Raw genomic sequence first — 24516 nt, 5'->3', positions numbered from 1 at the left:
TTTTGCCCGGAAACCGTTAAAATTTCGGTGCCGCAACCGTCGGGCGGCGGAGCACGAGATAGAGTGCACCGGCCCCGCCATGACGCGGATGCGCCTGACGCACGGCGGCGATACGATCGGCGTGGCGCGATACCGCGAGCCAGTCGTGAACCGCCGCCCGGATCGCCCCGCGGGGATAGGGTCGCGCCGCGTCGTTTCCGGGCGGGCGGCCGGTGATGAGCAACAGCACCCGGTCACCTCGCGCGATTGCGTTGGCGAGCCCGGTGTCGAGCGCGGCATGGGCGCTGGCCAGCGTATGGCCGTGCAGGTCGATGCTGGAGTCCGGCGCCAGCGTGCCGCGCCGGATGCGCTGATCCCAGCTGCGGTCGAGCCCGCCCTCCGCCAGCGACTTGGGTACCGATGCCGGCTTGGCGAGGGGCGGCGGCGGCGGGACGCGGCCCTTGCGTGGCCGGGTTGATACCTCGGTGGGTGCCGCGGCGGCGACGACGGGTTCCACCGGAGCCTTCGCGCGTGCGGCGGCGGGAGCGAGCGGGCGCACCGTCGCCATCACCTTTGCCCACAGCGCCTGTTCGGCCGGGCTAAGGCGCCGGCCGGTCATCGCCCCGCGCGGCCAGCCGCGCCGCCGCCGGCTTGGGCAGCAGGATGAAGGCGGTGCCGCGCGCGGACATGCCGCCCGCGATCGCCCGCGCCTCCGCCCCCGCGCCCCAGAATGTATCGAAGCGATTCGGCCCCTTGATCGCCCCGCCGGTATCCTGCGCGATCCACAGTCCGGAGGCATCGACACGGTCCATCGACAAGAAGACGGGTGCGCCCAGCGGCACGAAACGCGGATCGGCAGCGACGCTCGCCTGCGCGACGACGGGCAGGCCCAGCGCACCCAGCGGCCCCGGGCCGGTGAGTTCGCGGAAGAAGACGAAGCTCTTGTTCTCGCGCATTACCGCGCGCCCTTCGGCCGGGTTGGCGCGCAGCCACGCCATCAGCCCTTGCATCGATGCCTGGTCTGGGCCGATCAGCCCGCGATCGCGCATCAGCCGGCCGATGCCGGTATATTCGCGACCGTTCTGCCCGGCATAGCCGATCCGCATCACGCCCCCGTCGGGCAGCCTCAGCCGCCCGGAACCCTGGACCTGAAGGAAGAAGAACTCGATCGGGTCCTCCGCATAGGCGATTTCGAGGCCGCGCCCGGCAAGCGCACCTTCCTCGATCTCGGTCCGGTCGAAATAAGGGACAAGGGCATTGCCGCTCACGCGCCCGCGCACCTTGCGCTCGGCCAACTCGTTCGAAAACAGCCCGAGATCCACCTCCACGATATCCTTGGGGAGCGCGTAGATCGGCGTCTGATAAGGGCCCGTGCGGGTACGCGACCCGCTGATCTCTGGTTCGTAATAGCCGGTGGCAAACGCCTTGCCGTCGCCGACCTGGACCGGGTCGAACCAGCTCCCGAAAAAGTCGCGTGCGGCGCCCGGTGCGGTGGTCCGCGCTGCGGCACAGGCCGGCGCCCAGTCGGCCGGCATCGACAGACCCGAACTGTCCGCGCGCCGCGTCAGCGTGCCGCAGCTGGTGACGAAGGCCGCGAGTGCGCGCGCCGCGCCGGCCGCCTCGATCGGCAGGCGGGTCAGCGGCGGCCCGGCGACCACGCCCGCCAACGCCGCGGTGGTGACGCCGCTCGCGACCGTTGGCGCGGCAACCGGTTTGATCGGCGTCGCCGCGACCGGCTGGCGAGCGGCAGGCGTGGAGCCTGTAACTCCGGGAGCCGGCCGCGCATCACGCGGCACGACCGCACATCCCGCCAGCATCAGCGCGATGAGCGGCCCGGCGACACCTTTCATCTGCATTCCCCCGAACCCGCCGGTCAGGCTTCGTCGGTCTCGGCCAGTTTCCAGTTGGGATCGTCGCTGCGCAGCCGCCGCGTGAAGGTCCACACGTCGTGCGTCTGAACCGCATCGCTCAGCGAACCCGCAACCACATTGCCATCGGCGTCGCGCGTGACCGCAGCGATATCGGCGTCGAACCGGACGACGACGCGCGCGACGCCGTTTTCCACCGACGCGCCGTCGATCAACGCTTCCTCGATCGACACGACCCGGTTGTCGAGGACATGGCCGGCGGCTTCACGCTCATCGATTGCCGCCTCGAACGCCGCCTTCACGTCGCTTTCGGTCAGCCAGTCGAGCGTGGCGCGATCGCCCTTCCAGAAGGCTTCGAGCACCATGCGATAGGCACCCTTGGCCCCGTCGAGGAACTGGGCGACGTCGAACGACGGATCGGCAGCGATCAGCGCGCGAACGCCCCGTTCGGCCCCGTCGGAAAAAACGCGCGCGCCTGCATCGCGCGGCTCGACCGGCGTTTCGACCTGACGCGGCAGGCTGCTGGGCGGGAAACGCTCTTCCGCAGGTTTGGGCAGCGGCTGTTCATGCCCGGTGCGCTTGCCCAGGACCGAATACAGGCGCAGCGCCAGAAAGGCCGCCACCATCGCGAGCAAAACTACAACCAGCATCATCGCTCCACCATTCACGCTCCCCAACATAGGCGCAAGGGCCCCGGAGTTCAAATGCCCCGCGGGCGAGGTGCGACGGGCGTTGAACTGCCCCCCTGCCCCTGCTACGCGCCGCGATCATTCGACCGCGCATCCGTGCGCCACCCCACCACAGATGGATTTCCCGATGGACGAGCAAGACACCCCGCAGATGCCGAACGCCGGCGGCCCGGACGGAGAGGACCAGGCACCGGTCGCCAGCGTCATTTCGCAATATGTGAAGGACCTGTCGTTCGAAAATCCCAACGCCCCGGCGATCTACCAGCGCCAGGGCCAGCCCAAGATGGATGTCCAGTTCAACATCGGCGCGGGCCAGGTCGGCGAGGACGTGCACGAGGTCGTCCTGAAGATCGAGGCGCGTGGCGAGATCGACGGCCAGGTGCTGTATCTCGTCGATCTCAGCTATGCCGGACTGTTCCTGCTGCGCAACATCCCCGCCGAGCATCTCCAGCCGTTCCTGCTCGGCGAAGCGCCGCGCATCCTGTTCCCCTTCGCGCGCCGCGTGCTGGCCGATTCGGTGCGCGACGGCGGCTTCCCGCCGCTGATGCTGGAACCGATCGACTTCGGCGCGCTGTTCATGCAGCAGGCGATGGCGCGCCAGGTCGAGGCGGGCGAAGGCGATTTCGGCGGGCCCGCCGGCAACGCCTGACGACCGGCCCGGGCGCAGGACGATGAAGCTCGCGCGCGCGCTCGGATCGGTCGGCGGGCTGACCCTGGTCAGCCGATTCCTGGCGCTCGGCCGCGATTCGCTCCAGGCGACCTTTGTCGGTGCGGGCTTTGCGTCCGACGCGTTTCTGGTCGCGTTCCGCCTGCCCAACATGTTCCGCGCGCTGTTTGCCGAAGGCGCATTCTCGGCCGCGTTCATCCCGCTGTTCAACCGCAAGGTGGCCGAGGGCGGCGACCGCGCCGCCGGCATCGCCTTTGCCGAACAGGCGCTGGCGGTGCTGCTGCCGATCCTGATCGTCTTCACCGGCATCATGATCGCGCTCGCCTGGCCGATCACTTTCGCGCTGTCGGGCGGGTTCAACGATCCGACGCCAGAGCAGTTCGCCTATGCGGTCACGCTGTCGCGGATCACCCTGCCCTATCTGATGCTGATCTCGCTCGTGTCGCTGCTCGGGGGCATCCTCAACTCGCTCGACCGCTTCTGGGTCAACGCGGCAGCGCCGATCCTGCTCAACATCGCGATGATCGTCGCGCTGGTCGGCTTTCGCGGCGGTGATCCCTATGCGACCGCCCGGGCACAGGCCTGGGCGGTGACCGCGGGCGGCGCGCTTCAGCTCGGGTGGCTCATCCTCGCCTGCCGCGCGGCGGGGGTGAAGCTGCGCATCCGCCGCCCGCGCCTGACCCCGGAAATGCGCGAGCTGCTGCGCCTCATCATCCCTGCCGCCGCCGGCGCGGGCGCGGTCCAGGTCAATCTGCTGATCTCGACCGCGCTGGCCGGGCGACTGCTCGAAGCGGGGTCGATCTCGTACATCTACTATGCCGACCGGCTGAACCAGCTGCCGCTCGGGCTGATCGGCATCGGGCTCGGCACCATCCTGCTGCCGACGCTGTCGCGCCAGCTCGCCGCAAAGGAGGACGAGGTGGCGATGACGACGCAGAACCGGGGAATCGAGCTGGCGCTGCTGCTTACGCTCCCCGCCACCGTCGCCTTCATCGTCGCGGCCGAGCCGATCGTCGCCGGGCTGTTCCAGCATGGCGCGTTCACCGCGGCCGACACCCGCGCGACAGGGCTGGCGCTCGCGGTCTTCTCGCTGGGCCTGCCCGCCTATGTGCTGATCAAGGTGCTGACGCCGGGCTATTACGCCCGGTCCGACACGCGCACACCGGTCCGCTATGCAACCTGGTCGATCGGCGTGAACATCGCGGGCAACCTCATCCTCATCCCCCTGATCGGCCATGTCGGTCCGCCGCTGGCCACCGCGCTGGCCGCACTCGTCAACGTGGCGATGCTTTACCGCACGCTGGTGCGGCGCGGCCATTTCGTCGCCGACGCGCAGCTGCGCCGCCGTTTGCCGCGCCTCGCGCTCGCCGCGCTGATGATGGGCGGCGCGCTCTATGCCCTCGACCATCTCGCCACGCCCTACATCGCCGGCAGCCTGTGGGTGCGGATCGCGGCACTGGCGGCGCTGGTCGCGGGCGGCATCGCGGTCTATGCCGCGGCGTGCTTTGCGACCGGCGCGTTCGCGGTCGCCGATCTTCGTCAACTCGCGCGCCGCCGTCGCGCCTGAACCGCAGGGAACTTCAGAACATGCGCGTCCTGTCCGGCATCCAGCCCACCGGCAACCTCCACCTCGGCAATTATCTGGGCGCCATCCGGCAATGGGTGGCGATGCAGGACGCGATGGGTGCGGACGATCAGTGCCTGTTCTTCCTCGCCGACCTGCACGCCCTGACCGTCGCGATCGACCCGGCGGACCTCGCCGCGAGCACGATCGAGATGGCCGCCACGCTGCTGGCCGCCGGCATCGACCCCGCGCGCGCCATCCTGTTCAACCAGTCACGCGTCTCCGCTCATGCCGAACTGTGCTGGATCCTGCAGGGCACCGCGCGGATGGGCTGGCTCAACCGCATGACCCAGTGGAAGGACAAGGCCGGCAAGAACCGCGAGGGCGCGAGCGTCGGGCTGTTCACCTATCCGGTGCTGCAGGCCGCCGATGTCCTCGCTTATCAGGCCACGCACGTGCCGGTGGGCGAGGACCAGAAGCAGCATCTGGAGCTGGCGCGCGACATCGCGACCAAGTTCAACACCGATTTCGCGGTCGAGCTGTTCCCGCTGCCCGAGCCGCTGGTGTCGGCCGAGGCGCCGCGCATCATGTCGCTGCGCGACGGGACGGCGAAGATGTCGAAGTCCGACCCGTCGGACATGAGCCGGATCAACCTGATCGACGACGACGACCTGATCGTCCAGAAAATCCGCAAGGCGAAAACCGACCCCGAGCCGCTGCCTGCGACGATGGCGGAGCTGGAGGCACGTGCCGAGGCGCGCAACCTGGTGACGATCTATGCCGCCCTTTCGGGTGAGGCACCGGCGGAGGTGCTGGCGCGCTTTGCCGGGCAGGGCTTTGGCGCGTTCAAGCCCGCGCTCGCCGAACTGGCGGTCGCGACGCTGAGACCGATCCGCGACCGGCTGACGCGGTTGCTCGACGACCGGGCGGAGGTTGGGCGGCAGCTTGCCGAGGGTGCGGCCCGCGCGCACGCGCTTGCAGCCCCGACGCTGCGCGCGGCCAAGCAGGCGGTCGGGCTTCAGATCGGCTGATCGCGCGACGACGCCCGTCGCGCCAACGCGGCACGGCAAAACTGTCCCTGAATCGGACGTTAACCATAGTCGCGTGCCGTGCAGCGCACGATCTTGCCAATTCGAGACAGTAAACGTGGTTAAGCCGCTTGAACTGAGGTCGGGCTTCTGTGCTGCTGTCAGTCGGAAACGGTGTTCGCATCACCTGCTTTCGCCAGGCGCACGCAACGATGGAAGAGTGACCTATGTCGGTGAAGATGGCTTTGACGAAACTCTGCGCCTGTGCGGCGGGCGGTGCCCTGATCGGCGGCGGCGCGGTCCATGTCGCCGAGTCCGCGCAGGGTGCCCGCATCTTCTCGTCCAAGGTCGCGGAGCGGCGGATCACCAAGCGCGCGATCACCAAGCGGCCGGTGCGCCCGGCGGTGCGCTACGCCAAGCGCAAGCCCGTGCCCCAGCCGCGACCCGCGCCCGCACCGACCACCGTCGTTGTCACCACCCAGGGAACGCCGGTGCCGTTGCCGCGTGATTCGGCGCCGCTGATCACTGGCGGGGGCGGTATCGCCCCCGCGGTATTCGCGGGCGGCGGCGGCTTTGGCGGCGGCGGATTTTTCGCGGGGGGGTTCTTCGGCGGCGGCGGATCGGGCGGCGGCAGCGTCGTCGTGTCGTCCACCGGATCGACCAGCACCAGCAGCGGATCGACCTCCACCTCGACCGGCGGGTCGGGCGGCTCTTCGACCTCGACATCGTCGGGTGGATCGGGCGGGTCCTCGACCTCGACCGGCGGCTCCTCCACCTCGACTGGCGGTTCGTCAACGTCGACGGGCGGGTCCTCGACCTCGACCGGGGGATCCTCGACGTCCACGTCGACGGGCGGTTCGTCGACATCGAGCGGCGAGGTGTCGAGTACCTCGTCGACGGGCGGATCCTCCACCTCGACCTCCAGCGGCGAAGTGTCGTCGACGTCGAGCTCGAGCGGCGACGTGTCGTCGTCCACCTCGACATCGTCGGCCAGCAGCGCCAGCTCGGCGAGCAGCGCGAGCTCGAGCTCGGCCAGCTCCAGCGGTGACATGACCTCCTCTGCATCCGGCTCGACGGGTTCGACCGGCTCGACCTCCAGCTCGGCGTCCGGCTCCACCTCCAGCGCGAGCTCCGCGTCGAGCTCGGGTTCAAGCTCGACATCGGGGTCGACCTCGACTTCCGGTTCCACCTCAAGCTCGACCTCGGCATCGAGTTCGGGCTCCACCTCGACGAGCGGCAGCACCTCGACCAGCTCGACTTCGTCGGGCGTGCCGCCGACGCCGGTGCCCGCGCCGCCGATGCTGCTGCTGTTCGGTGCGGCCGCGGGCGGACTGGCGCTGCGCCGCCGCCTGGGCCGCATGCTCGGCTGAGGACGGATAGCCCCTAGGCGGCAATAAGCAGGCGCTCGATCTCGGGGATCGGGTGATCGGTCAGGTCCTTGGCAAGCTCGCCCGCCAATCGCGCCTCGACCTCCTTGTGATAATGCTTGCGCATCTCGCCCAGCGTGCGCGGCGGGGCGACAATGATCAGTTGTTCATACTGGTTGGCGAGCGCCCCCATCCGCAGCGTCTCGGCGGCTTCAGCAGCGAAGCGGTCTTCGGCCTGCTGATGAAAATCGGTCTCCTCCATCGAACTGCGTGGCCCATCCGCGCCCGACTGGCTGCCGCCGGGTCCGCCACCGCCCAGCGATGAAAAGGTGCGCCCGGGCGCGTCGGTCTTCTGTTCGCTGTCCTTCGGATTGGGCTGCACCTGCTTGTCCTCGACCACGAGATTGGGGTGAACCGCATCCCCTTCGTTGCGCAACCACAGCATCTTGCGACCATCTGCCACCAGCACCAGCGCGTCATGAGCGATCTGCATCCTTTATCCTCCTTGCCTGTTCATTCGCCGTCGACCAACGTCCGGGGACCGCGACGGGTTGCGCCTTGCGTCGCTTCGTCGCGGTCGCCATAGCCTGCCGCCATGCACGACATCCGCCTGATCCGCGACGATCCCGACCGTTTCGACCAGATGCTCGCCCGGCGGGGACTGCCGCCGGTGGCTCAGGATTTGCGCAAGCTCGACGAGCGGCGGCGGGCGCTGATCGCCGAGGCCCAGGTGGCGCAGGCGCGGCGCAACGAAGCGTCAAAGCTGATCGGCGCGGCAATGGCCAAGGGCGATCCGGCAACCGCCGAGGCGCTGAAGGCCGAAGTCGCGGCGCTCAAGGACCGCCTGCCCGCGATCGAGGCGGAGGAGAAGGACGTCGCGGCGCAGTTGAAGGCCGCGCTTGACGTCATCCCCAACCTCCCCGCCGACGATGTGCCCGATGGCACGGACGAGGAGGGCAATGTCGAGGTGTCACGCTGGGGCACCCCGCGCGCCTTCGACTTCACGCCCAAGGAACATGCCGACCTCGCCCCCCCACTCGGCATGGATTTCGAAACCGGCGCGCGGCTGTCGGGTGCGCGCTTCACCTTCCTGCGCGGCGACATGGCCCGCCTCCACCGCGCGCTCGGCCAGTTCATGCTCGACGTCCAGACCCGCGAGCATGGCTATCAGGAATGCAACCCGCCGGTGCTCGTCAAGGATGAGGCGATGTACGGCACTGACAAGCTGCCGAAGTTTGCAGAGGATAGCTTTTCGACCGACAAAGAGGCCGACACAACTGCTAGGCGTTTCGCGGCGTTTAGGCAGGCCGTAGACGAGCTCGAAGCGTCTGACTTTGATGATGACGAAAAGTGGCGTCGCATCATGGTTCAATCTCTTCGGCATCGCGACCAATTTGAGTCGGCCGCCGAACAGCGCCGCTGGCTCATCCCCACCAGCGAAGTCTCCCTCACCGCCAGCGTCATGGGCGAGCTGCTCGACGAAAGCGCCCTGCCGCTGCGCCTCACCGCCCTCACCTTGTGCTTCCGCTCGGAAGCAGGCGCGGCCGGCCGCGATACGCGCGGCTTCATTCGCCAGCACCAGTTCGAGAAGTGCGAGCTGGTCAGCATCGTCCGCCCCGAGGACTCGGAGGCCGAACATCAGCGCATGACCCGCGCGGCGGAGACGATCCTGGAGCGACTGAACCTGCCCTATCGCAAGCTGCTGCTGTGCACCGGCGACATGGGTTTCGGTGCGCGCAAGACCTATGACCTGGAGGTCTGGCTGCCCGGCCAGGGCGCGTGGCGCGAGATCAGCTCGTGCTCCAACACCGGCGACTTTCAGGCGCGGCGGATGAACACCCGCTATCGCGTCGCGGGCGAGCAGAAGAAGACCGAGTTCGTCCACACCCTCAACGGCTCCGGCCTCGCGGTCGGCCGCACGCTCGTCGCCGTGATCGAGAATTATCAGAATGCCGACGGCAGCGTCACCGTGCCTGACGCGTTGCTGCCCTATATGGGCGGCATCACCCGCCTGGAGCCGACCCCCTGATGCGCATCCTGGTCACCAACGACGACGGCTATCACGCCCCCGGCATCACGGTGCTCGAGGAAATCGCGCGCAAATTCTCCGACGATGTCTGGGTGGTCGCCCCGGCGGAGGAGCAATCGGGCGCGGGCCATTCGCTCACCCTCACCCGCCCGCTGCGCGTGCGCCGCTTCGGCGACCAGCGTTACGCGGTGATGGGCACGCCGACCGACGCGGTGATGATGGCGCTGGCGCGGATCATGAAGGACACGCCGCCCGACCTGATCCTCTCAGGCGTCAATCGCGGCGCCAACCTGGCCGAGGACGTGACCTACTCCGGCACCGTTTCCGCCGCGATGGAGGGCGCGCTCGCCGGTGTCCGCTCGATCGCGCTCAGCCAGGTCTACCGGCGCGAGGGGATGGGCGACGCCGTCCCGTTCGGCGCGGCCAAGGCATGGGGCGAACAAGTGATCCGCCCGCTGATCGACATGGACTGGGCACCCCGCACGCTGGTCAACATCAACTTCCCCGCGCTCGCGCCCGAAGAGGTGAAGGGCATCCGCGTCGCCAATCAGGGCCTGCGCGACTATGGCCGGCTCCAGATCGTCAGCAACCGCGACCCGCGCGGCTACGAGTATTTCTGGTTCGGGTTGGGGCCGATGATCGAGACCCCGGCGCATTCGACCGACCTTGAGGCGATCGCCGACGGCTATGTCGCGGTGACGCCGCTGCACCTCGACCTCACCCATCACGAATCGATGGCCGCGCTCGAAGCGCGCTACCGGCAGGACTGAGCGCCGGCATGAGCCAACCGGTCGGCCGCTATCACACGCTGAAGCGCCGGTCGGGGTTGCCGTTGTGGGTATCGATCGGCTGGCGCGTGGTCGCGGTGCTCGCGCTGCTCGGGCTGGCGATCGGGGTGCACTGGTTCGACCGCGCGGGGCTGCGCGACAATTACGATGGCGAGATCAGCTTTCTCGACGTCGTCTATTTCACCATGATCTCGATCACCACGACGGGCTATGGCGACATCGCGCCGGTGACCACGCAGGCGCGCATGTTCGACGCGCTGGTCGTCACCCCGATCCGGGTGTTCGTGGTCCTCCTGTTCATCGGCACCACTTATGATTTCGTGCTCAAGCGCAGCTGGGAGAAATGGCGTATGGCTTCGATCCAGCGCAAGCTGACCAACCACATCGTCGTCGCGGGCTTTGGCCGGACCGGATCGGAGGCGGTCGACGAGCTGATCGCGCGCGGCGAGGCGCCAGCGAGCATCGTCGTGGTCGACGGCGATCCCGAACGGCTGGCGCGCGCCGAGGCGTGCGGCTGCAACGTGATCCAGGGCGATGCGACGCGCGACGAGCTGCTGACCGACGTTCGCATCGCCGACGCGCGTACACTGATCGTCGCGGCGGGGCGCGACGACACCTCGATCCTCATCACGCTCACCGCCCGGCACCTGGCGCCCGACCTGTCGATCAGCGTCATCGTAAAGGCGGAAGACAACGAATTTCCGGCGCGTGCCGCGGGGGCGAATACCGTCATCAATCCCGTCAGTTTCGCCGGACTGCTGCTCGCCAGTTCGTGCAGCGGCCAGCACATCGCCGATTACATGATGGACCTCGCCTCGATCGACGGGCGGGTCCAGCTCGCCGAGCGCCGGGTGCGGGATGAGGAGGTCGGCCAGCCGCTATCGGCGATCACCACCGGCCTGGGCGTCCGCCTCTATCGCGACGGCAAGCCGTTCAGCTTCGCCGAGCCCGAGGCAAAGGCGTTGGCGACGGGCGACGTTATCGTCGAAATCGTGCCGCGGCGGATGGCGTCGGCGTGATCGACGGCGCCCGCATCCTGCCGATCCTGCTGCTGATCGGCTCCAACATCTTCATGACCTTCGCCTGGTACGGGCACCTGAAGTTCAAGCACGCGTCGATCGTCGCGGTCATCCTGATCAGCTGGCTGATCGCGCTGCCCGAATATCTGCTGGCGGTGCCCGCCAACCGGATGGGCAGCGCGGTCTATTCGGCGGCCCAGCTGAAGGGGATGCAGGAGGTCATCACGCTGAGCATCTTCGCGATCTTCTCGGTCGCCTATCTGGGCCAGAAGATCACGGTGAACCACCTGATCGGCTTCGCGCTGATCGCGGCGGGGGCGTTCTTCCTGTTCCGGGGGTGAGCCCGAACTTTCCCATCACCCCGGCCCTGTGCCGGGGTCCACGGCACCGCAAAGCGCCGTTGCGCGCCATTTGGAGCCGAGCCAATGCGCGGGGCAAGCGGCGCGCGTCGAGGATGGACCCGTGCGGGTTGCGCGGTGGACCCCGGCACAAGGCCGGGGTGACGAGGAAAGAGTGTCCGGGTTTTCCGAATGTGCATTTGGTCGAGGAATGGGCTGCATTTTCTCTCGTCACCCCGGCCTTGAGCCGGGGTCCCACTGCCTGATCCGGCGCAAGAAGCATCGGGACCCCGGGTCGAGCCGGGGTGCCGCGAAGTAAGGGGCTAGATTTTGCAACGATGCCTATTCCCGGTCAGCTTCTCAGGGTGAGCGGGTTGGGGTCCGGAAGCCGCAACAGGGGTTCGCCCGGCATGAGCGACTTCCCGGCGACCTGTCGACCCCGACACCTGCCCGGACGGGCGACCGGTTGCCGACCATCCCCCCCGACTCGCTTTTTCCGCCAAAGCGCCTATGTGCGCGGCCAATCATGGCAACCATTCTTCCCGAACCGCCCCGCGTGGGCATGGTGTCGCTCGGCTGTCCCAAGAATCTGGTCGACAGCGAGCGGATCCTGACCAAGCTGCGTGCGGAAGGCTATGGCCTGTCCGCCGACTATGCCGGCGCGGACGTGGTGCTGGTCAACACCTGCGGCTTTCTGGACAGCGCCAAGGAAGAGAGCCTGGAAGCGATCGGCGAGGCGCTGGCGGAGAATGGCCGCGTCATCGTCACCGGCTGCATGGGCGAGGAAGCCGAGCGCATCCGCGCGCGCTTCCCCAACGTCCTCGCCGTCACCGGCGCGCATCAATATGAGCAGGTGGTCGATGCGGTCCACGCCGCAGCACCCCACACCCCCTCGCCCTATCTCGACCTGGTGCCCGAAGCCGGCCTCAAGCTGACGCCGCGCCACTACAGCTATCTGAAGATTTCGGAGGGCTGCAACCACCGCTGCAGCTTCTGCATCATCCCGTCGCTGCGCGGCGACCTGGTCAGCCGCCGTCCCGACGCGATCCTGCGCGAGGCGGAGAAGCTGGTCGCGGCGGGAACGCGCGAGCTGCTGGTCATCAGCCAGGACACCTCGGCCTATGGCGTCGATATCCGCAAGGAACCGCGGATGTGGCAGGGGCGCGAAGTCGTGCCGCACATGACCGACCTCGCCCGCGAACTCGGCCGGCTCGGCACGCCGGAGCGGCCGGTGTGGGTGCGGCTGCACTATGTCTACCCCTACCCCCATGTCGATCAGGTCATCCCGCTGATGGCCGAGGGGCTGGTGCTCCCCTATCTCGACATCCCGTTCCAGCATGCCGCGCCGGACGTGCTGCGGCGGATGCGGCGGCCCGCCAACGAGGCGAAGGTGCTGGAGCGGCTGCGCAACTGGCGCGCGATCTGCCCCGACATCGCGATCCGTTCGTCCTTCGTCGTCGGCTTTCCCGGCGAGACGGAGGCGGATTTCCAGTATCTGCTCGAGTGGCTGGAGGAAGCGCAGCTCGACCGGGTCGGCGCGTTCCGCTTCGAACCCGTCGCGGGTGCCGCCGCCAACGCCCTGCCCGATCCGGTGCCGGAGGAGGTGAAGGAAGACCGCTACGCCAGATTGATGGCGCTGACCGCGCGCATTTCGGCTGAGAAGCTCCAGGCCAAGGTCGGCCGCACGGTCGCCGTCATTATCGACGCGGTGGATACGGAGAGCGGCGGCGCGACCGGCCGCTCGACCGCCGACGCGCCGGAGATCGATGGCGAGGTTCATCTGCGCGACGCAGGACACCTGAACGAGGGCGACATCGTGCGGGTGGAAATCGAGGATGCCGACGATCACGACTTGTTCGGTGTTCCGATCGCGACCTAGATAGCGGGATGAACCCCGAACTCACCTCCCTGATCCAGCCCGATCGCGGGCAGGACGCGCGCGACATCCACCTGATCGATCCCAAGGGCTATGACGCCTGGTTCGCCGCGCAGCCGCCGCGGCATCGCGCCGCGATCGCGGCGCAGCGGTTGACGCCGACCGGCTATGCCAACGCGATCCTGCCCGGCGACGGGCCGGAGCAATGGTCGGTGGTGAGCGTGGTCGCCAATGTCGACAACCTGTCACCCTGGTGCCTGGCGAAGCTGGCGGAGACGCTGCCCGAGGGCAGTTATCGGCTGGCGGGGCGCGACCCCGGCCCGGCGCTGCTCGGCTGGCTGCTCGGCCAGTATCGTTTCGACCGCTATCGCCGCGACGACAAGGCGGCGGGGCCGCGCGTGCTGCTGACCAGCGATCCGGCGCGGGTCGATGAAGCCGTCAGGATCGCGCGCGCGACGTTCAAGGTGCGCGATCTGGTCAACACCCCCGCCTCCGACATGGGGCCCGCCGACCTGGAGGCCGAGGCGCAGGCGTTAGGCAAGGCGCATGGCGCAAGCATCACCGTCACCAACGGGCCGGACCTGGAACGCGGCTATCCGATGATCCACACCGTCGGCCGCGCCGCCGCGCGGGGTCGCGAGCCACGGCTGATCGAGCTGGAATGGGGCAACCCCGCCCATCCCCGCATCGCGATCGTCGGCAAGGGCGTGTGCTTCGATTCGGGCGGGCTGGACATCAAGCCTTCTGCGGCGATGCGGCTGATGAAGAAGGACATGGGCGGCGCGGCGCACGCGCTTGCGCTGGCCGAGCTGGTCATGGCGTCGCGCCTGCCCGTGCGGCTGCATCTGCTGATCGCGGCGGTCGAGAATTCGGTGTCGGGCGACGCCTTCCGCCCCGGCGACGTGCTGGCGACGCGCAAGGGGCTGACGGTCGAGAATACCAATACCGATGCGGAGGGGCGGCTGATCCTGGGCGACGCGCTGACCCGCGCAGTCGAGGGCGCGCCCGAGCTGATCCTGGACTTCGCCACGCTGACCGGCGCGGCGCGGGTGGCGTTGGGGCCGGACCTGCCGGCGATGTTCGCCAATGACGATGCGCTGGCCGACGCCTTGCTCGAGGCGGGCAAGGCGGTGTCCGACCCCCTGTGGCGGCTGCCGCTATGGGACGGCTATGACGAGATGCTGAAGTCCGACATCGCCGACCTGGTCAACGCCGCCGACGGGCCGTTCGCGGGATCGATCACCGCCGCGCTGTTCCTGCGCCGCTTCGTGCCGGCGGAGATTGCGTGGGCGCATTTCGACACGTTTTCGTGGCGACCGGCGGCCAAGCCGGGCCGAGCCAAGGGTGGCGATGCGCAGGGTCTGCGCGCGAGCTGGGCGATGCTGAAGGGGCGTTACGGAGCCGAGAGGCGGCCCTGATCAACTTTTCTCGCGAGCACGCATCAAATTCGTCACCCCGGCCTCGTGCCGGGGTCCATCGTGAAGCAGGCCAAAGCGGTCGATTAATTGCTCTGTGGCTTTCAGCCAGCGCGGAATCCGCGCGAGACGCGCCAGGGGGCCCGGTGGACCCCGGCACAGGGCCGGGGTGACAGCAGAAAGACCGGTTACTCGGGGGCAACGTGCGCGCTGCGTCAGCATTGGAGCATTGCAAGGTTCGACCTGCGTTTCCGTGCTCAACCCAGCCAAGCAATGGACTTTCCCTAACTCCCCCGCGCCCGCTGGGTCTGCAGCCGCTCCACCGCGTCGGAGTGGCGCAGGATGCGGGACATCGGGTCGATGACGACGTGCGCGCGGGCGGGCAGTGCGATCTGGCCGCGACCCCCTGCCATTTCCAGCGTCTGCACCCGGCCGTCCACCGCCACCTCGACCGGCATCGGGAAGGGCTTGCCGCCCGGTGCCTGCCAGGTCAGGGTCAGGCCCGCTTCGTCGCGCTGCTCGATCAGCTTGGGCAGGGCGGCTTCGCGCAGATAGACATCGAAGAACCAGCCGAGATCACGCCCGCTCACCTGATTGACGATGCGCTGGAACTCGGCGGTCGAGCCATAGCGCGGCTGGAAATTGCCCGGCCGGGGATCGGGCCGGCCATAGACGAGTCGCCGCGTCGCCTCAAAAAACGCCTCGTCGCCGATCAGGCCGCGCAGCGTGTGGAGCATCCACGACGCCTTGTAATAGATGTCGGAGCCCGGCCCCTTGACGCGATCATAGACCTGTTCGGCCGCCTGGGGCTTGCCCGAGACGATCGGGAACTGGTTGGCGATCTGTTCGCGCTGCGTCAGCATCATCGCCAGATACCGCCCCTCGCCCTCGCGCCAGCGGCCGTAAAGCGGCTGCATATAGCTCGCAAACCCCTCATGGAGCCAGAAGTCGTCCCAATTGGCGGCGGTCAGCTGGTTGGCGAACCACTCATGCGCGAATTCATGGTGGAACAGCCAGTCGAAGCCCTCGGCGGCCTTGCGATAATTGTTGCCATAGGCGTTGATCGTCTGATGCTCCATGCCGAGGTGCGGCGTCTCGACCACGCCGACCTTTTCGTCGGCGAAGGGATAGGGCCCGATCACGGCCTCGAAGAAATCGAGCGTCGGCGCGAATTCGGCGAACAGCTCGCGCGCCTGCACCTCACGGCCGGGCAGGTGCCAGAACGACATTGGCACGGCATTGCCGAACCGGCTCTGATAGTCGCCGGCGATCTGCACATAGGGCCCGATATTGAGCGCGATCCCGTAGTTCGTCGGATGCGCGGCGCGCCAGTGCCATGTCGAACGCCCGTCGGGCAGGCGGTCGACCCCCAGCAGCCGACCGTTGGACGGCGCGGCCAGCCCCGCCGGTACCGTCAGGTGCAGCGTGACCGCCCGGGCCTCCTGATCGGGCTGGTCGATGCACGGCCAGAACAGATCGCACCCCTCGCCCTGCACCGCGGTCGCGATCCACGGCTTACCGTCGGCGGTGTGCGACCAGACGAAGCCGCCGTCCCACGGCGCGCGCCTGGCGACATGCGGCACGCCGCCATAATCGATGCGCGCGACGATTTCCGCGCCCGCCGGCTGCATCGCCGGGAGCTGGATGCGCAGCCGCCCGTCCGGATTGGCCCATCGGCCCGCAGCCAGCGCGACGTCGCCGATCCGCACGCCGCGCACCGGCAGGTTGCGATCGAGATCGAGCACGAGCACCTGCACGGGGGCGCGCGCCGTGAAGCGCAACGTCGCAACCGCGGCGATCGCCTGGCGCTCCGGCAGCACCTCGATCGCAAGGTCGGCCGTGTCGAAACGGAGCTTTGCCTGATCGGGATCGGTCGGACCGCCAGAGAGGGCCGTCTGCGGGGTGAGCTCGCCATCCTTGCCCGGCGCGGCGGCGGTCAGCAGCATGGCGATCGCCGCCGCGAAACGGCGACCGGCAACGGCGAAACGACCTGCCATTTGACCCTCCATCGGTGTGGATGATTGATGCGCGGGACAGGCTGTCCCATATAAAGCGATCAGACGCCCGCGTTCGGCGTTCCGGAGTTCATATGAAGAAATCTTACCCCGTCCTTCCGCTGCGCGACATCGTCGTGTTTCCGCACATGATTGTGCCGCTGTTCGTGGGTCGCGACAAGTCGGTCGCCGCGCTGGAAGCGGCCATGGCGGACGACAAGGAGATTTTTCTCGTCGCGCAGCTTGACCCGGCCGAAGATGATCCGGGTCGCGACGACCTGTACGACACCGGCGTTTCGGCCGAGGTGCTCCAGCTGCTGAAGCTGCCCGACGGCACGGTCCGCGTGCTGGTTGCCGGGCGCGAACGCGGCACGCTCGACCAGGTCCGCGGCGAGGGTGATTTCCTGGTCGCCGATGTCAGCCCCGTCGCCGATGTCGAGGCGGACGGTGCCGAGGTCCAGGCGCTGATGCGATCGGTCGTCGACCAGTTCGAGAATTATGCCAAGCTCAACCGCAAGCTGCCGTCGGAAACCGCGGTTCAGGTGGCCGAGCTCGACGATGCGTCGCGGCTCGCCGATGCGGTGGCCGCCAATATCGCGGTCAAGGTCGCCGACAAGCAGGCGCTGCTGGTCGAGCGCGATCCGCGCAAGCGGCTGGAAATGGTGTTCGCCTTCATGGAGGGCGAGTTGGGCGTGCTGCAGGTGGAGAAGAAGATCCGCAGCCGTGTGAAGCGGCAGATGGAGAAGACGCAGCGCGAATATTATCTGAACGAGCAGCTGAAGGCGATCCAGCGCGAGCTCGGCAACGAGGGCGACGAGGGTGACGGCGACGAGATCGCCGAGCTGACGCAGAAGATCGCGACGCTCAAGCTGAGCAAGGAAGCGCGGACCAAGGCGCAGGCCGAGCTGAAGAAGCTGAAGACGATGGCACCGATGAGCGCCGAGGCGACCGTGGTGCGCAACTATCTCGACGTGCTGCTTGGCCTGCCCTGGGGCAAGAAGTCGAAGCTCAAGCGCGACATCGCCGCCGCCCAGGCGATCCTGGACGAGGACCATTACGCGCTGGAAAAGGTCAAGGACCGGATCGTCGAATATCTCGCCGTTCAGGCGCGCACCAACAAGCTGAAGGGCCCGATCCTGTGCCTGGTCGGCCCGCCGGGCGTCGGCAAGACCTCGCTCGGCAAGTCGATCGCCAAGGCGACCGGGCGCGAGTTCATCCGCCAGTCGCTGGGCGGCGTGCGCGACGAGGCCGAGATCCGCGGCCACCGACGCACCTATATCGGCTCGCTGCCGGGCAAGATCGTCACCAACCTGCGCAAGGCGGGGACGAGCAACCCCCTATTCCTGCTCGACGAGATCGACAAGCTCGGCCAGGATTTCCGCGGCGATCCCGCGTCCGCGCTGCTCGAGGTGCTCGATCCCGAACAGAACAACAAGTTCAACGACCATTATCTCGAGATCGACGTCGACCTCTCCGACATCATGTTCGTGACGACGGCGAACACGTTGAACCTGCCCCAGCCGCTGCTCGACCGGATGGAGATCATCCGGCTCGAAGGCTATACCGAGGACGAGAAGGTCGAGATCGCCGAGCGGCACCTGATCGCCAAGCAGATCGAGGCGCATGGCCTGAAGGACGGCGAATTCGTCCTGACCCATGAAGGGCTGCGCGACCTGATCCGCTACTATACCCGCGAAGCCGGGGTCCGCACGCTGGAACGCGAGATCGCGAAGCTGGCGCGCAAGGCGCTGCGCCGCATCCTGGAGGGCAAGGCGGCGCACGTGACGATCACGCCCGAAAATCTCCACGAGTTTGCCGGCGTGCGCAAATACCGCTTCGGCATCGGCGAGGAAGAGCATCAGATCGGCGCGGTGACGGGGCTGGCCTGGACCGAGGTCGGCGGCGAGCTGCTGACCATCGAAAGCGTGACCGTGCCCGGCAAGGGCGCGATCAAGACGACCGGCAAGCTGGGCGACGTTATGAAGGAAAGCGTCGAGGCGGCGTTCAGCTTCGTGCGCGCCCGTTCGCCTTCATATGGGATCAAGCCGAGCGTGTTCGCGCGCAAGGACATCCACGTCCACCTGCCCGAGGGCGCAGTGCCCAAGGACGGGCCGTCAGCGGGCATCGGCCTGGTCACGTCGATCGTGTCGACGCTGACCGGCGTGGCGGTGCGGCGCGACGTGGCGATGACCGGCGAGGTGACGCTGCGCGGCCGCGTGCTGCCGATCGGGGGGCTGAAGGAGAAGCTGCTCGCGGCGCTGCGCGGCGGGATCACCACCGTGCTGATCCCGCAGGAAAACGAGAAGGACCTGGCCGAGATTCCCGCGAATATCCGCGAGGGACTCGAGATCGTTCCGGTCGCGCATGTCGACGAGGTGCTGCGCCTGGCGCTGGTCGAACCGCTCGCCCCGATCGACTGGAGCGATGCGGACGATCTGGCGGCGCAGCCGATCTTGCCGGTAACCGGTCAGAACGAGCCCATTCATCACTAAAAGCCCATGAGATCCGGTCGTTTGGCCGGAAAATCGACGCTTTTGCTTTGACAGCGCGATTTTCCACCGTCTTACTGAGACTCCGGCGCGAGCCGCCGCGTGAGTCTTTACAACGACAACCGGGTAAACAGGGGTTCTACAGCGATGAACAAGCAGGAGCTGATTGGGCAGGTCGCCGATCATTCGGGTCTGGCCAAGGGGGATGCAAGCAAGGCCGTCGAAGCCGTGTTCGATGCGATCACCGGCGCGCTCAAAAAGGGCGACGACGTGCGACTGGTCGGGTTCGGCACCTTTTCGGTCAGCAAGCGCAAGGCATCGACCGGGCGCAACCCCCGCACCGGCGAGGAAATGACGATCAAGGCGTCCAACCAGCCGAAGTTCAAGGCGGGCAAGGGACTGAAGGATTCGGTCAACTAATTCTCGCTGCGGCGGGGCTGGACAGCTGGGCGGCGCTTGATTACACGCGCGGCTCCGTCGGGAGGCCTTGGCCGCGCGATCGGGCGCGTAGCTCAGTGGTAGAGCACTGTGTTCACACCGCAGGGGTCGCTGGTTCAATCCCAGCCGCGCCCACCACCCGAAAGGCCCGCCGGCTCGCATGAGCGGCGGGCTTTTTCATTTCCAGGCACGGTCGTCCCGACACCACAGGGCGCGCGCGGTCCCGATCGACCCAAAACGCGACAGCCAGCCTGAGAACACCGCACGATTTCGCCGAACCGTCATGCGGGCGAAACACTTGTCACCGTTTTGAAACGTTTAAGTCTTCGTTCTGACCACAAAATCCCATCTCCCGGTCACAGGGCGCGCCTAGCGCGGGGCCAGAGGGCGACAGGGGGAACTCCGAGTCGATCACGGCGAACAACGCCTACCCTCAGGAATTCGAAACGATCGGAACGGAGATTTTCATGGCCGACTACAAGCGTCTCAGCCTCATCCTGCTCACCGGCGTGGCTGGCGCCGCGCTTTCCGCCTGCGACGGCGCGACCAGCGTCGCCTCGCCCGGCGAAGGCACGATCGTCGTCCCGGCGCCGGCACCCGCGCCCACGCCGTCGCCGACCCCCTCGCCCACCCCGACCCCGACCGCGGGGCCTGCGGCCGACTGCCCCAGCGGCACCACCGACGTGGGCGTGATCGGCAATTTCCGCTCGTGCCGCCTGCCGTCGCTCATCACCACCCTCACCCTGCCGCGCCGCGCGGGCACGGCCTATGAAATCAACGGCCGCGTCGACGTCGGCGTGGATCGTGGCGGCGCGGGCACGGCGGGCCAGGCGGGCTCGCTGACCATCGAGCCGGGCGTGGTGATCTACGCGAACACCACCAATGCGGCGAACGACTTCCTGATCGTCAACCGCGGCTCGACGATCATCGCCGACGGCACCGCGGCGCGCCCGATCATCTTCACCGCGCAGCAGAACCTGACCGGCGCGGTCACCGACAGCGACCAGGGCCTGTGGGGCGGCGTCATCATCGCCGGTCGCGCGCCGGTTTCCAACTGCAACCTCTCGACGGTCACCGGCGGCGCGGTCGATTGCGAGAACGTGGTCGAAGGCACCGGCAACGCGCTCTACGGCGGTGCCACCCCGGGCGACAATTCGGGCGTGCTGCGCTATGTCCAGATCCGCTATTCGGGCACCGTCATCAGCCCGAACAACGAGCTTCAGGGCCTGACCACCGGCGGCGTCGGCAGCGGCACGACCATCGAGTTCCTCCAGGTCCACAACAGCTCGGACGACGGCGTCGAAATCTTCGGCGGCACGCACAACGGCCGCAACTGGGTGATCACCGGCGCCGACGACGACGGCCTGGATACCGATGTGGGCTGGCGCGGCTTCCTGCAGTTCATGCTGGTCATCCAGCGGCCGAACAACACGCAGTCCGACAACTACGTGATGGAAATCGACTCGAACAACAATGAAGACGCGCTGCCGCGTCAGTTCGGTCGGATCGCGAACTTCACCTTCGTCCACACCAGCACGGGCACGAACGCCGGCCTGCGCCTGCGTGGCGGCGCCGACTTCACCTTCGTCAACGGCATTCTGGCGAGCCCCCAGCCCTGCCTGAACATCGTCGCCGGTGCGGTCGTGAACGGCGAAGCCACCACCATCCGCGCCGCCAATTCGGCGCTGCAGGATGTCGGTCCGCCGACCTTCAACTCGGTCTATTTCGCCTGCGGTTCCGCCTTCTCGGCGGAAACGACCCAAGGCGGCGTGACGGTGACCAATGCCCAGCAGCTGGCGGTCGTCAATGCCGGCACCAACAACGTGACCAACGGTACCGCGGCGGGCGCGGTCGCCAACGTCTACCTGCCCGGCACGGCGGCGCTGGCGGTGACGCCGTTCGCGGCAGCGTCGCTCAATCCGGCGGGGTCTTCGTTCCTGGTGAACACGACCTATGTCGGCGCAATCAGCGGGCCGACGGACACCTGGTACCAGGGTTGGACGTGCAACTCGAACCGCGCCAACTTCGGCGCGACGAGCGGGAACTGCACCACCGTTCCCAGCACCTGAGCCACGGACGTCACGGGAGCGGGGCAGCGCGACGCTGCCTCGCTCCCTCGTGCTTTCCAGACCCCTGATCCGGATATCAAAGATGAAAAAGCAACTCGCATTCGGAACGCTGCTGCTCCTGTCCTCGCACCTGGTGGCGCCCATCGCGCTGGCGCAGGACGCGGCCGCCGGTGACGCCCAGTCGACGCCGCCCGCGGGCCAGACCGTTGACCCGGGCCAGACCGCCGAGCCGGATCAGGTCGAGGAAGAGGTCGAGATTTCCGCGCCCGGCGCGTCGGACTCGAGCGAGGACATCGTCGTCGTCGGCCGCAACATCCCCAATGTGATCCGCGCGACGCCGCAGGTGATCTCGGTCCTGTCGACCGCCGACATCGAACGCACGGGTGAAGGCGACATCGCCGGCGCGCTCCAGCGCGTCACCGGCCTCAGCGTCGTCGGCAACGGCTTCGTCTATGTCCGCGGCCTGGGCGATCGCTATTCCTCCTCGCTGCTCAACGGTTCGCCGCTGCCCAGCCCCGAACCGCTGCGCCGCGTCGTGCCGCTCGACATCTTCCCGACCAATCTCGTCGCCTCGGCGCTGGTCCAGAAAAGCGCGTCGGCCAATTATCCCGGCGAATTCGGCGGCGGCGTGATCAATCTGACCACCCGTGCGGTGCCCAAGGAAAGTTTCCTCGACTTCGGTGGCAGCGTCGGGTTCGACACCGTCACGTCGAGCGAACTCGGCTATGTCTATGACGGCGGTTCGGCCGATGTCTTCGGCTATGACGACGGCGAGCGCAGCGTGCCGGGCTTCATCAACGAAGCCGGTCGCAACATCACCTCGATCAACTCGTTCTCGCAGCTGGCCACGCTGTCGAACGCGCCGACCACGCTGTTGCAGGAACAGGCACAGCTTCCGGCCAACTGGTCGGGCGAGGTCAGCGCGGGCACGTCGTTCGACGTCGGCGCGACGCGGATCGGCCTGATCGCGGCGGGCGGCATCTCCAACGGCTGGCGGACGCGTGACGCAATCCAGCAGACCACCGACGACGGCACCGGCGCGGGCATCAACCGCGATTTCCGCACGGTCCTGACCGACAACCGCATCATCGTGAACGGCCTGATCGGGATCGGCGCCGAGTTCGGCGAACAGCGCGTGCGTCTCACCAACCTCTACGTCCACGACACACTCAAGCAGGGCCGGCTCGGTGCGGGCACCGGCTCGAACATCGGCGGCTTCATCGACGGCAACGCGCCGTTCATCGAACAGAATACCAACTGGTTCGAGCGCCAGCTGTTCACGACACAGTTTGTCGGCGAGTTCGAGATCGGCCAGCTCAACATCGACGTGCGCGGCGCCTATGCGAACACCAAGCGCGAGTCACCCTATGAGCGCGCCTTCCGCTATGAATACAGCCCGGTCGTCGGCGATTACGTCAACAATCTGGGCGGCAGCAGCAACCAGAGCGCGACGGTCTCGTTCAACGACCTGAACGAGGACCTGTGGTCGGGTGCGGTCGATTTCAGCTACGAGCTCAATTTCGACCGGCCGATCACCGTGTCGGCGGGTTATGCCTATCAGGACTCCGACCGCAGCTCGAGCCGTTACGAATTCCGTTATCGCGCACGCGGCGGTGCCCTGGGCCTCGCCTTCTCGCAGCTGCGCCCGGACTTTCTGCTCTCGGACTTCAACATTCTGAACGGCTGCGACCGCGCCGCACTCAACCTCGCCGCCGACGAAAGCTGCATCTTCCTGGAGAACCAGTCGACCCAGCTCGGTGCCGCGGCCTATGACGCGTCGCTGCGCATCCATGGCGTCTATGCCCAGCTCGAGGGCGAGATCATCGATGGCATGCGCATCACCGCCGGCGTGCGTTACGAGGACGCGATCGAGGAAGTGCTGCCGTCCGGCGGCAATGTCCCCGCAACGCTGATCGCGAACGACTATTGGCTGCCGTCGGCGACGCTGACGTGGAATTTCGCATCCGACATGCAGCTGCGGCTGCACACGTCGGTGACCGTCGCGCGTCCGCAGTTCCGCGAACTGGCGCGCCAGATCTACCAGGATTATGAATCGGATCGCCAATTTCTCGGCAACCCGTTCCTGATCGATTCGCAGCTGTGGAATTCGGAAGCGCGTTTCGAGTGGTTCTTCGCGCGCGAACAGCGGCTGACCGTCGCCGGTTTCTACAAGCGCATCCAGAACCCGATCGAACAGGTCTCTTTCTTCCCGGCGGGTACCGACGCGATCCAGACCGGTTTCTCGAACGCGCCGGCGGCGCAGCTTTACGGCGGCGAAATCGAAGCTGTGAAATACGTGCCGCTCGACACGCTGGGTGACTTTTTCGCCAGCCGCCGCCTGCTGCTGCTGGCCAACTATACCTACACCCAGTCGGAACTGATCATCGGAAACCAGGGTGTTCCCGACCCGCTGAACAATCTGCTGCGACCCGCCAACCTGCTGTTCCAGGACGGCGCGCCGCTGACCGGTCAGTCGGACCATCTGGTCAACCTTCAGCTCGGCATCGAGGACACCAAGAGCCTGTCGCAGCTGACCGTGCTGTTCAACTATGCGAGCGAGCGCGTCACCAACCGCGGGCCGACCTCGGCTTCGGGCGGCGTCCGCCTGCCCGACCTGACCGAACGCCCGGGCATCCGCCTCGACGTCGTCGCGCGCCAGGGCATCCGCTTCGGCGAGCGCGAATTCGAGCTCAAGTTCGAGGGCCGCAACCTGACCGGCACGCGCTATCAGGAGTTCCAGGACTTCGGAAACGGCGTCCGGATCGACAACAACACCTATGATCTGGGCCGCATTTTCACGGTGGGCCTGACCGCCAAGCTGTGATCGCCGGCTAAAGGGCCGATCGGTTTCCCCCCGCTGGGCCCGGACTTCGGTTCGGGCCCGTCTTTTTTGCAGGCT

At 67.5% G+C, this 24516-nt stretch carries 19 protein-coding genes and 1 tRNA gene; 14 read left to right on the top strand and 6 right to left on the bottom strand.

Annotated features, from left to right (window positions below):
- Positions 1 to 16: 16 nt before the first annotated feature.
- From AX676_RS09215 to AX676_RS09205, 3 genes are read right to left on the bottom strand one after another with little or no spacing between them, the layout of a single operon-like run.
- Positions 17 to 598: a Smr/MutS family protein gene (locus AX676_RS09215; RefSeq protein WP_066479723.1), complete on the bottom strand. Its 582-nt coding sequence runs from the start codon at positions 596 to 598 to the stop codon at positions 17 to 19.
- Positions 579 to 1835: a murein transglycosylase A gene (gene mltA, locus AX676_RS09210; RefSeq protein ID WP_082731303.1), complete on the bottom strand. Its 1257-nt coding sequence runs from the start codon at positions 1833 to 1835 to the stop codon at positions 579 to 581. Before mltA ends, AX676_RS09215 begins: the two co-directional genes overlap by 20 nt.
- Before the next feature lie 17 nt (positions 1836 to 1852).
- Complete coding sequence (locus tag AX676_RS09205) at positions 1853 to 2497, bottom strand: Tim44/TimA family putative adaptor protein (RefSeq protein ID WP_066480154.1); 645 nt, start codon at positions 2495 to 2497, stop codon at positions 1853 to 1855.
- Positions 2498 to 2663: 166 nt separating this feature from the next.
- On the opposite strand from AX676_RS09205, the gene secB reads away from it, so the two are divergent.
- The 3 genes from secB to trpS are packed head-to-tail and all read left to right on the top strand — an operon-like array spanning position 2664 to position 5798.
- Positions 2664 to 3185: a protein-export chaperone SecB gene (gene secB / locus AX676_RS09200; protein ID WP_066480156.1), complete on the top strand. Its 522-nt coding sequence runs from the start codon at positions 2664 to 2666 to the stop codon at positions 3183 to 3185.
- Positions 3186 to 3207: 22 nt separating this feature from the next.
- Positions 3208 to 4770, top strand: a complete 1563-nt coding sequence (gene murJ / locus AX676_RS09195) for a murein biosynthesis integral membrane protein MurJ (protein ID WP_066479725.1) — start codon at positions 3208 to 3210, stop codon at positions 4768 to 4770.
- Positions 4771 to 4790: 20 nt separating this feature from the next.
- Positions 4791 to 5798 (top strand): tryptophan--tRNA ligase, encoded by a 1008-nt coding sequence (trpS, locus tag AX676_RS09190; protein WP_066479727.1) that lies wholly within the window; start codon positions 4791 to 4793, stop codon positions 5796 to 5798.
- A gap of 406 nt (positions 5799 to 6204) precedes the next feature.
- On the opposite strand, the gene AX676_RS17785 is transcribed toward trpS, so the two are convergent.
- Positions 6205 to 7155, bottom strand: a complete 951-nt coding sequence (locus tag AX676_RS17785) for a hypothetical protein (protein WP_066479729.1) — start codon at positions 7153 to 7155, stop codon at positions 6205 to 6207.
- Between the two features lie 23 nt (positions 7156 to 7178).
- On the bottom strand, positions 7179 to 7655 hold the full coding sequence (locus AX676_RS09180) for a host attachment family protein (protein WP_066479731.1): 477 nt from the start codon (positions 7653 to 7655) through the stop codon (positions 7179 to 7181).
- A 102-nt stretch (positions 7656 to 7757) separates the two neighbouring features.
- Here AX676_RS09180 and serS point away from each other — a divergent pair, with 102 nt between their 5' ends.
- The 6 genes from serS to AX676_RS09150 all read left to right on the top strand — a co-directional run bounded on the left by serS (position 7758) and on the right by AX676_RS09150 (position 14630).
- Positions 7758 to 9191 (top strand): serine--tRNA ligase, encoded by a 1434-nt coding sequence (gene serS / locus AX676_RS09175; RefSeq protein WP_066479739.1) that lies wholly within the window; start codon positions 7758 to 7760, stop codon positions 9189 to 9191.
- Positions 9191 to 9961, top strand: a complete 771-nt coding sequence (gene surE / locus AX676_RS09170) for a 5'/3'-nucleotidase SurE (protein ID WP_066479741.1) — start codon at positions 9191 to 9193, stop codon at positions 9959 to 9961. The genes serS and surE overlap by 1 nt, the downstream gene beginning before the upstream one ends.
- Before the next feature lie 8 nt (positions 9962 to 9969).
- Positions 9970 to 10998, top strand: a complete 1029-nt coding sequence (locus AX676_RS09165) for a potassium channel family protein (RefSeq protein ID WP_066479743.1) — start codon at positions 9970 to 9972, stop codon at positions 10996 to 10998.
- Complete coding sequence (locus AX676_RS09160) at positions 10995 to 11339, top strand: DMT family protein (RefSeq protein WP_197417078.1); 345 nt, start codon at positions 10995 to 10997, stop codon at positions 11337 to 11339. Before AX676_RS09165 ends, AX676_RS09160 begins: the two co-directional genes overlap by 4 nt.
- A 523-nt stretch (positions 11340 to 11862) precedes the next feature.
- Positions 11863 to 13215, top strand: a complete 1353-nt coding sequence (gene rimO / locus AX676_RS09155) for a 30S ribosomal protein S12 methylthiotransferase RimO (RefSeq protein ID WP_066479746.1) — start codon at positions 11863 to 11865, stop codon at positions 13213 to 13215.
- Positions 13216 to 13223: 8 nt separating this feature from the next.
- Positions 13224 to 14630: a leucyl aminopeptidase family protein gene (locus tag AX676_RS09150; RefSeq protein WP_066479748.1), complete on the top strand. Its 1407-nt coding sequence runs from the start codon at positions 13224 to 13226 to the stop codon at positions 14628 to 14630.
- Between the two features lie 281 nt (positions 14631 to 14911).
- Here AX676_RS09150 and AX676_RS09145 read toward each other — a convergent pair whose 3' ends face one another.
- Positions 14912 to 16624, bottom strand: coding sequence for a M1 family metallopeptidase (locus AX676_RS09145; RefSeq protein WP_066479750.1), 1713 nt, complete (start codon positions 16622 to 16624; stop codon positions 14912 to 14914).
- 92 nt (positions 16625 to 16716) lie between these two features.
- On the opposite strand from AX676_RS09145, the gene lon reads away from it, so the two are divergent.
- The 5 genes from lon to AX676_RS09120 all read left to right on the top strand — a co-directional run bounded on the left by lon (position 16717) and on the right by AX676_RS09120 (position 24441).
- Complete coding sequence (gene lon, locus AX676_RS09140; protein WP_066479752.1) at positions 16717 to 19113, top strand: endopeptidase La; 2397 nt, start codon at positions 16717 to 16719, stop codon at positions 19111 to 19113.
- A 144-nt stretch (positions 19114 to 19257) separates the two neighbouring features.
- A complete protein-coding gene (locus AX676_RS09135) occupies positions 19258 to 19530 on the top strand; it encodes an HU family DNA-binding protein (RefSeq protein ID WP_066479755.1) in 273 nt (90 codons plus the stop codon).
- A gap of 81 nt (positions 19531 to 19611) precedes the next feature.
- Positions 19612 to 19686: transfer RNA gene (locus AX676_RS09130), tRNA-Val, on the top strand.
- 329 nt (positions 19687 to 20015) lie between these two features.
- Positions 20016 to 21617 (top strand): hypothetical protein, encoded by a 1602-nt coding sequence (locus AX676_RS09125; protein ID WP_066479757.1) that lies wholly within the window; start codon positions 20016 to 20018, stop codon positions 21615 to 21617.
- 82 nt (positions 21618 to 21699) lie between these two features.
- Positions 21700 to 24441: a TonB-dependent receptor domain-containing protein gene (locus AX676_RS09120; protein WP_066479758.1), complete on the top strand. Its 2742-nt coding sequence runs from the start codon at positions 21700 to 21702 to the stop codon at positions 24439 to 24441.
- The last annotated feature ends 75 nt before the right edge of the window (positions 24442 to 24516 follow it).

Source organism: Sphingomonas sp. CCH21-G11 (assembly GCF_001555965.1).
GTDB lineage: Bacteria > Pseudomonadota > Alphaproteobacteria > Sphingomonadales > Sphingomonadaceae > Sphingomonas.
This window is presented reverse-complemented; position numbering and strand designations above follow the sequence as displayed.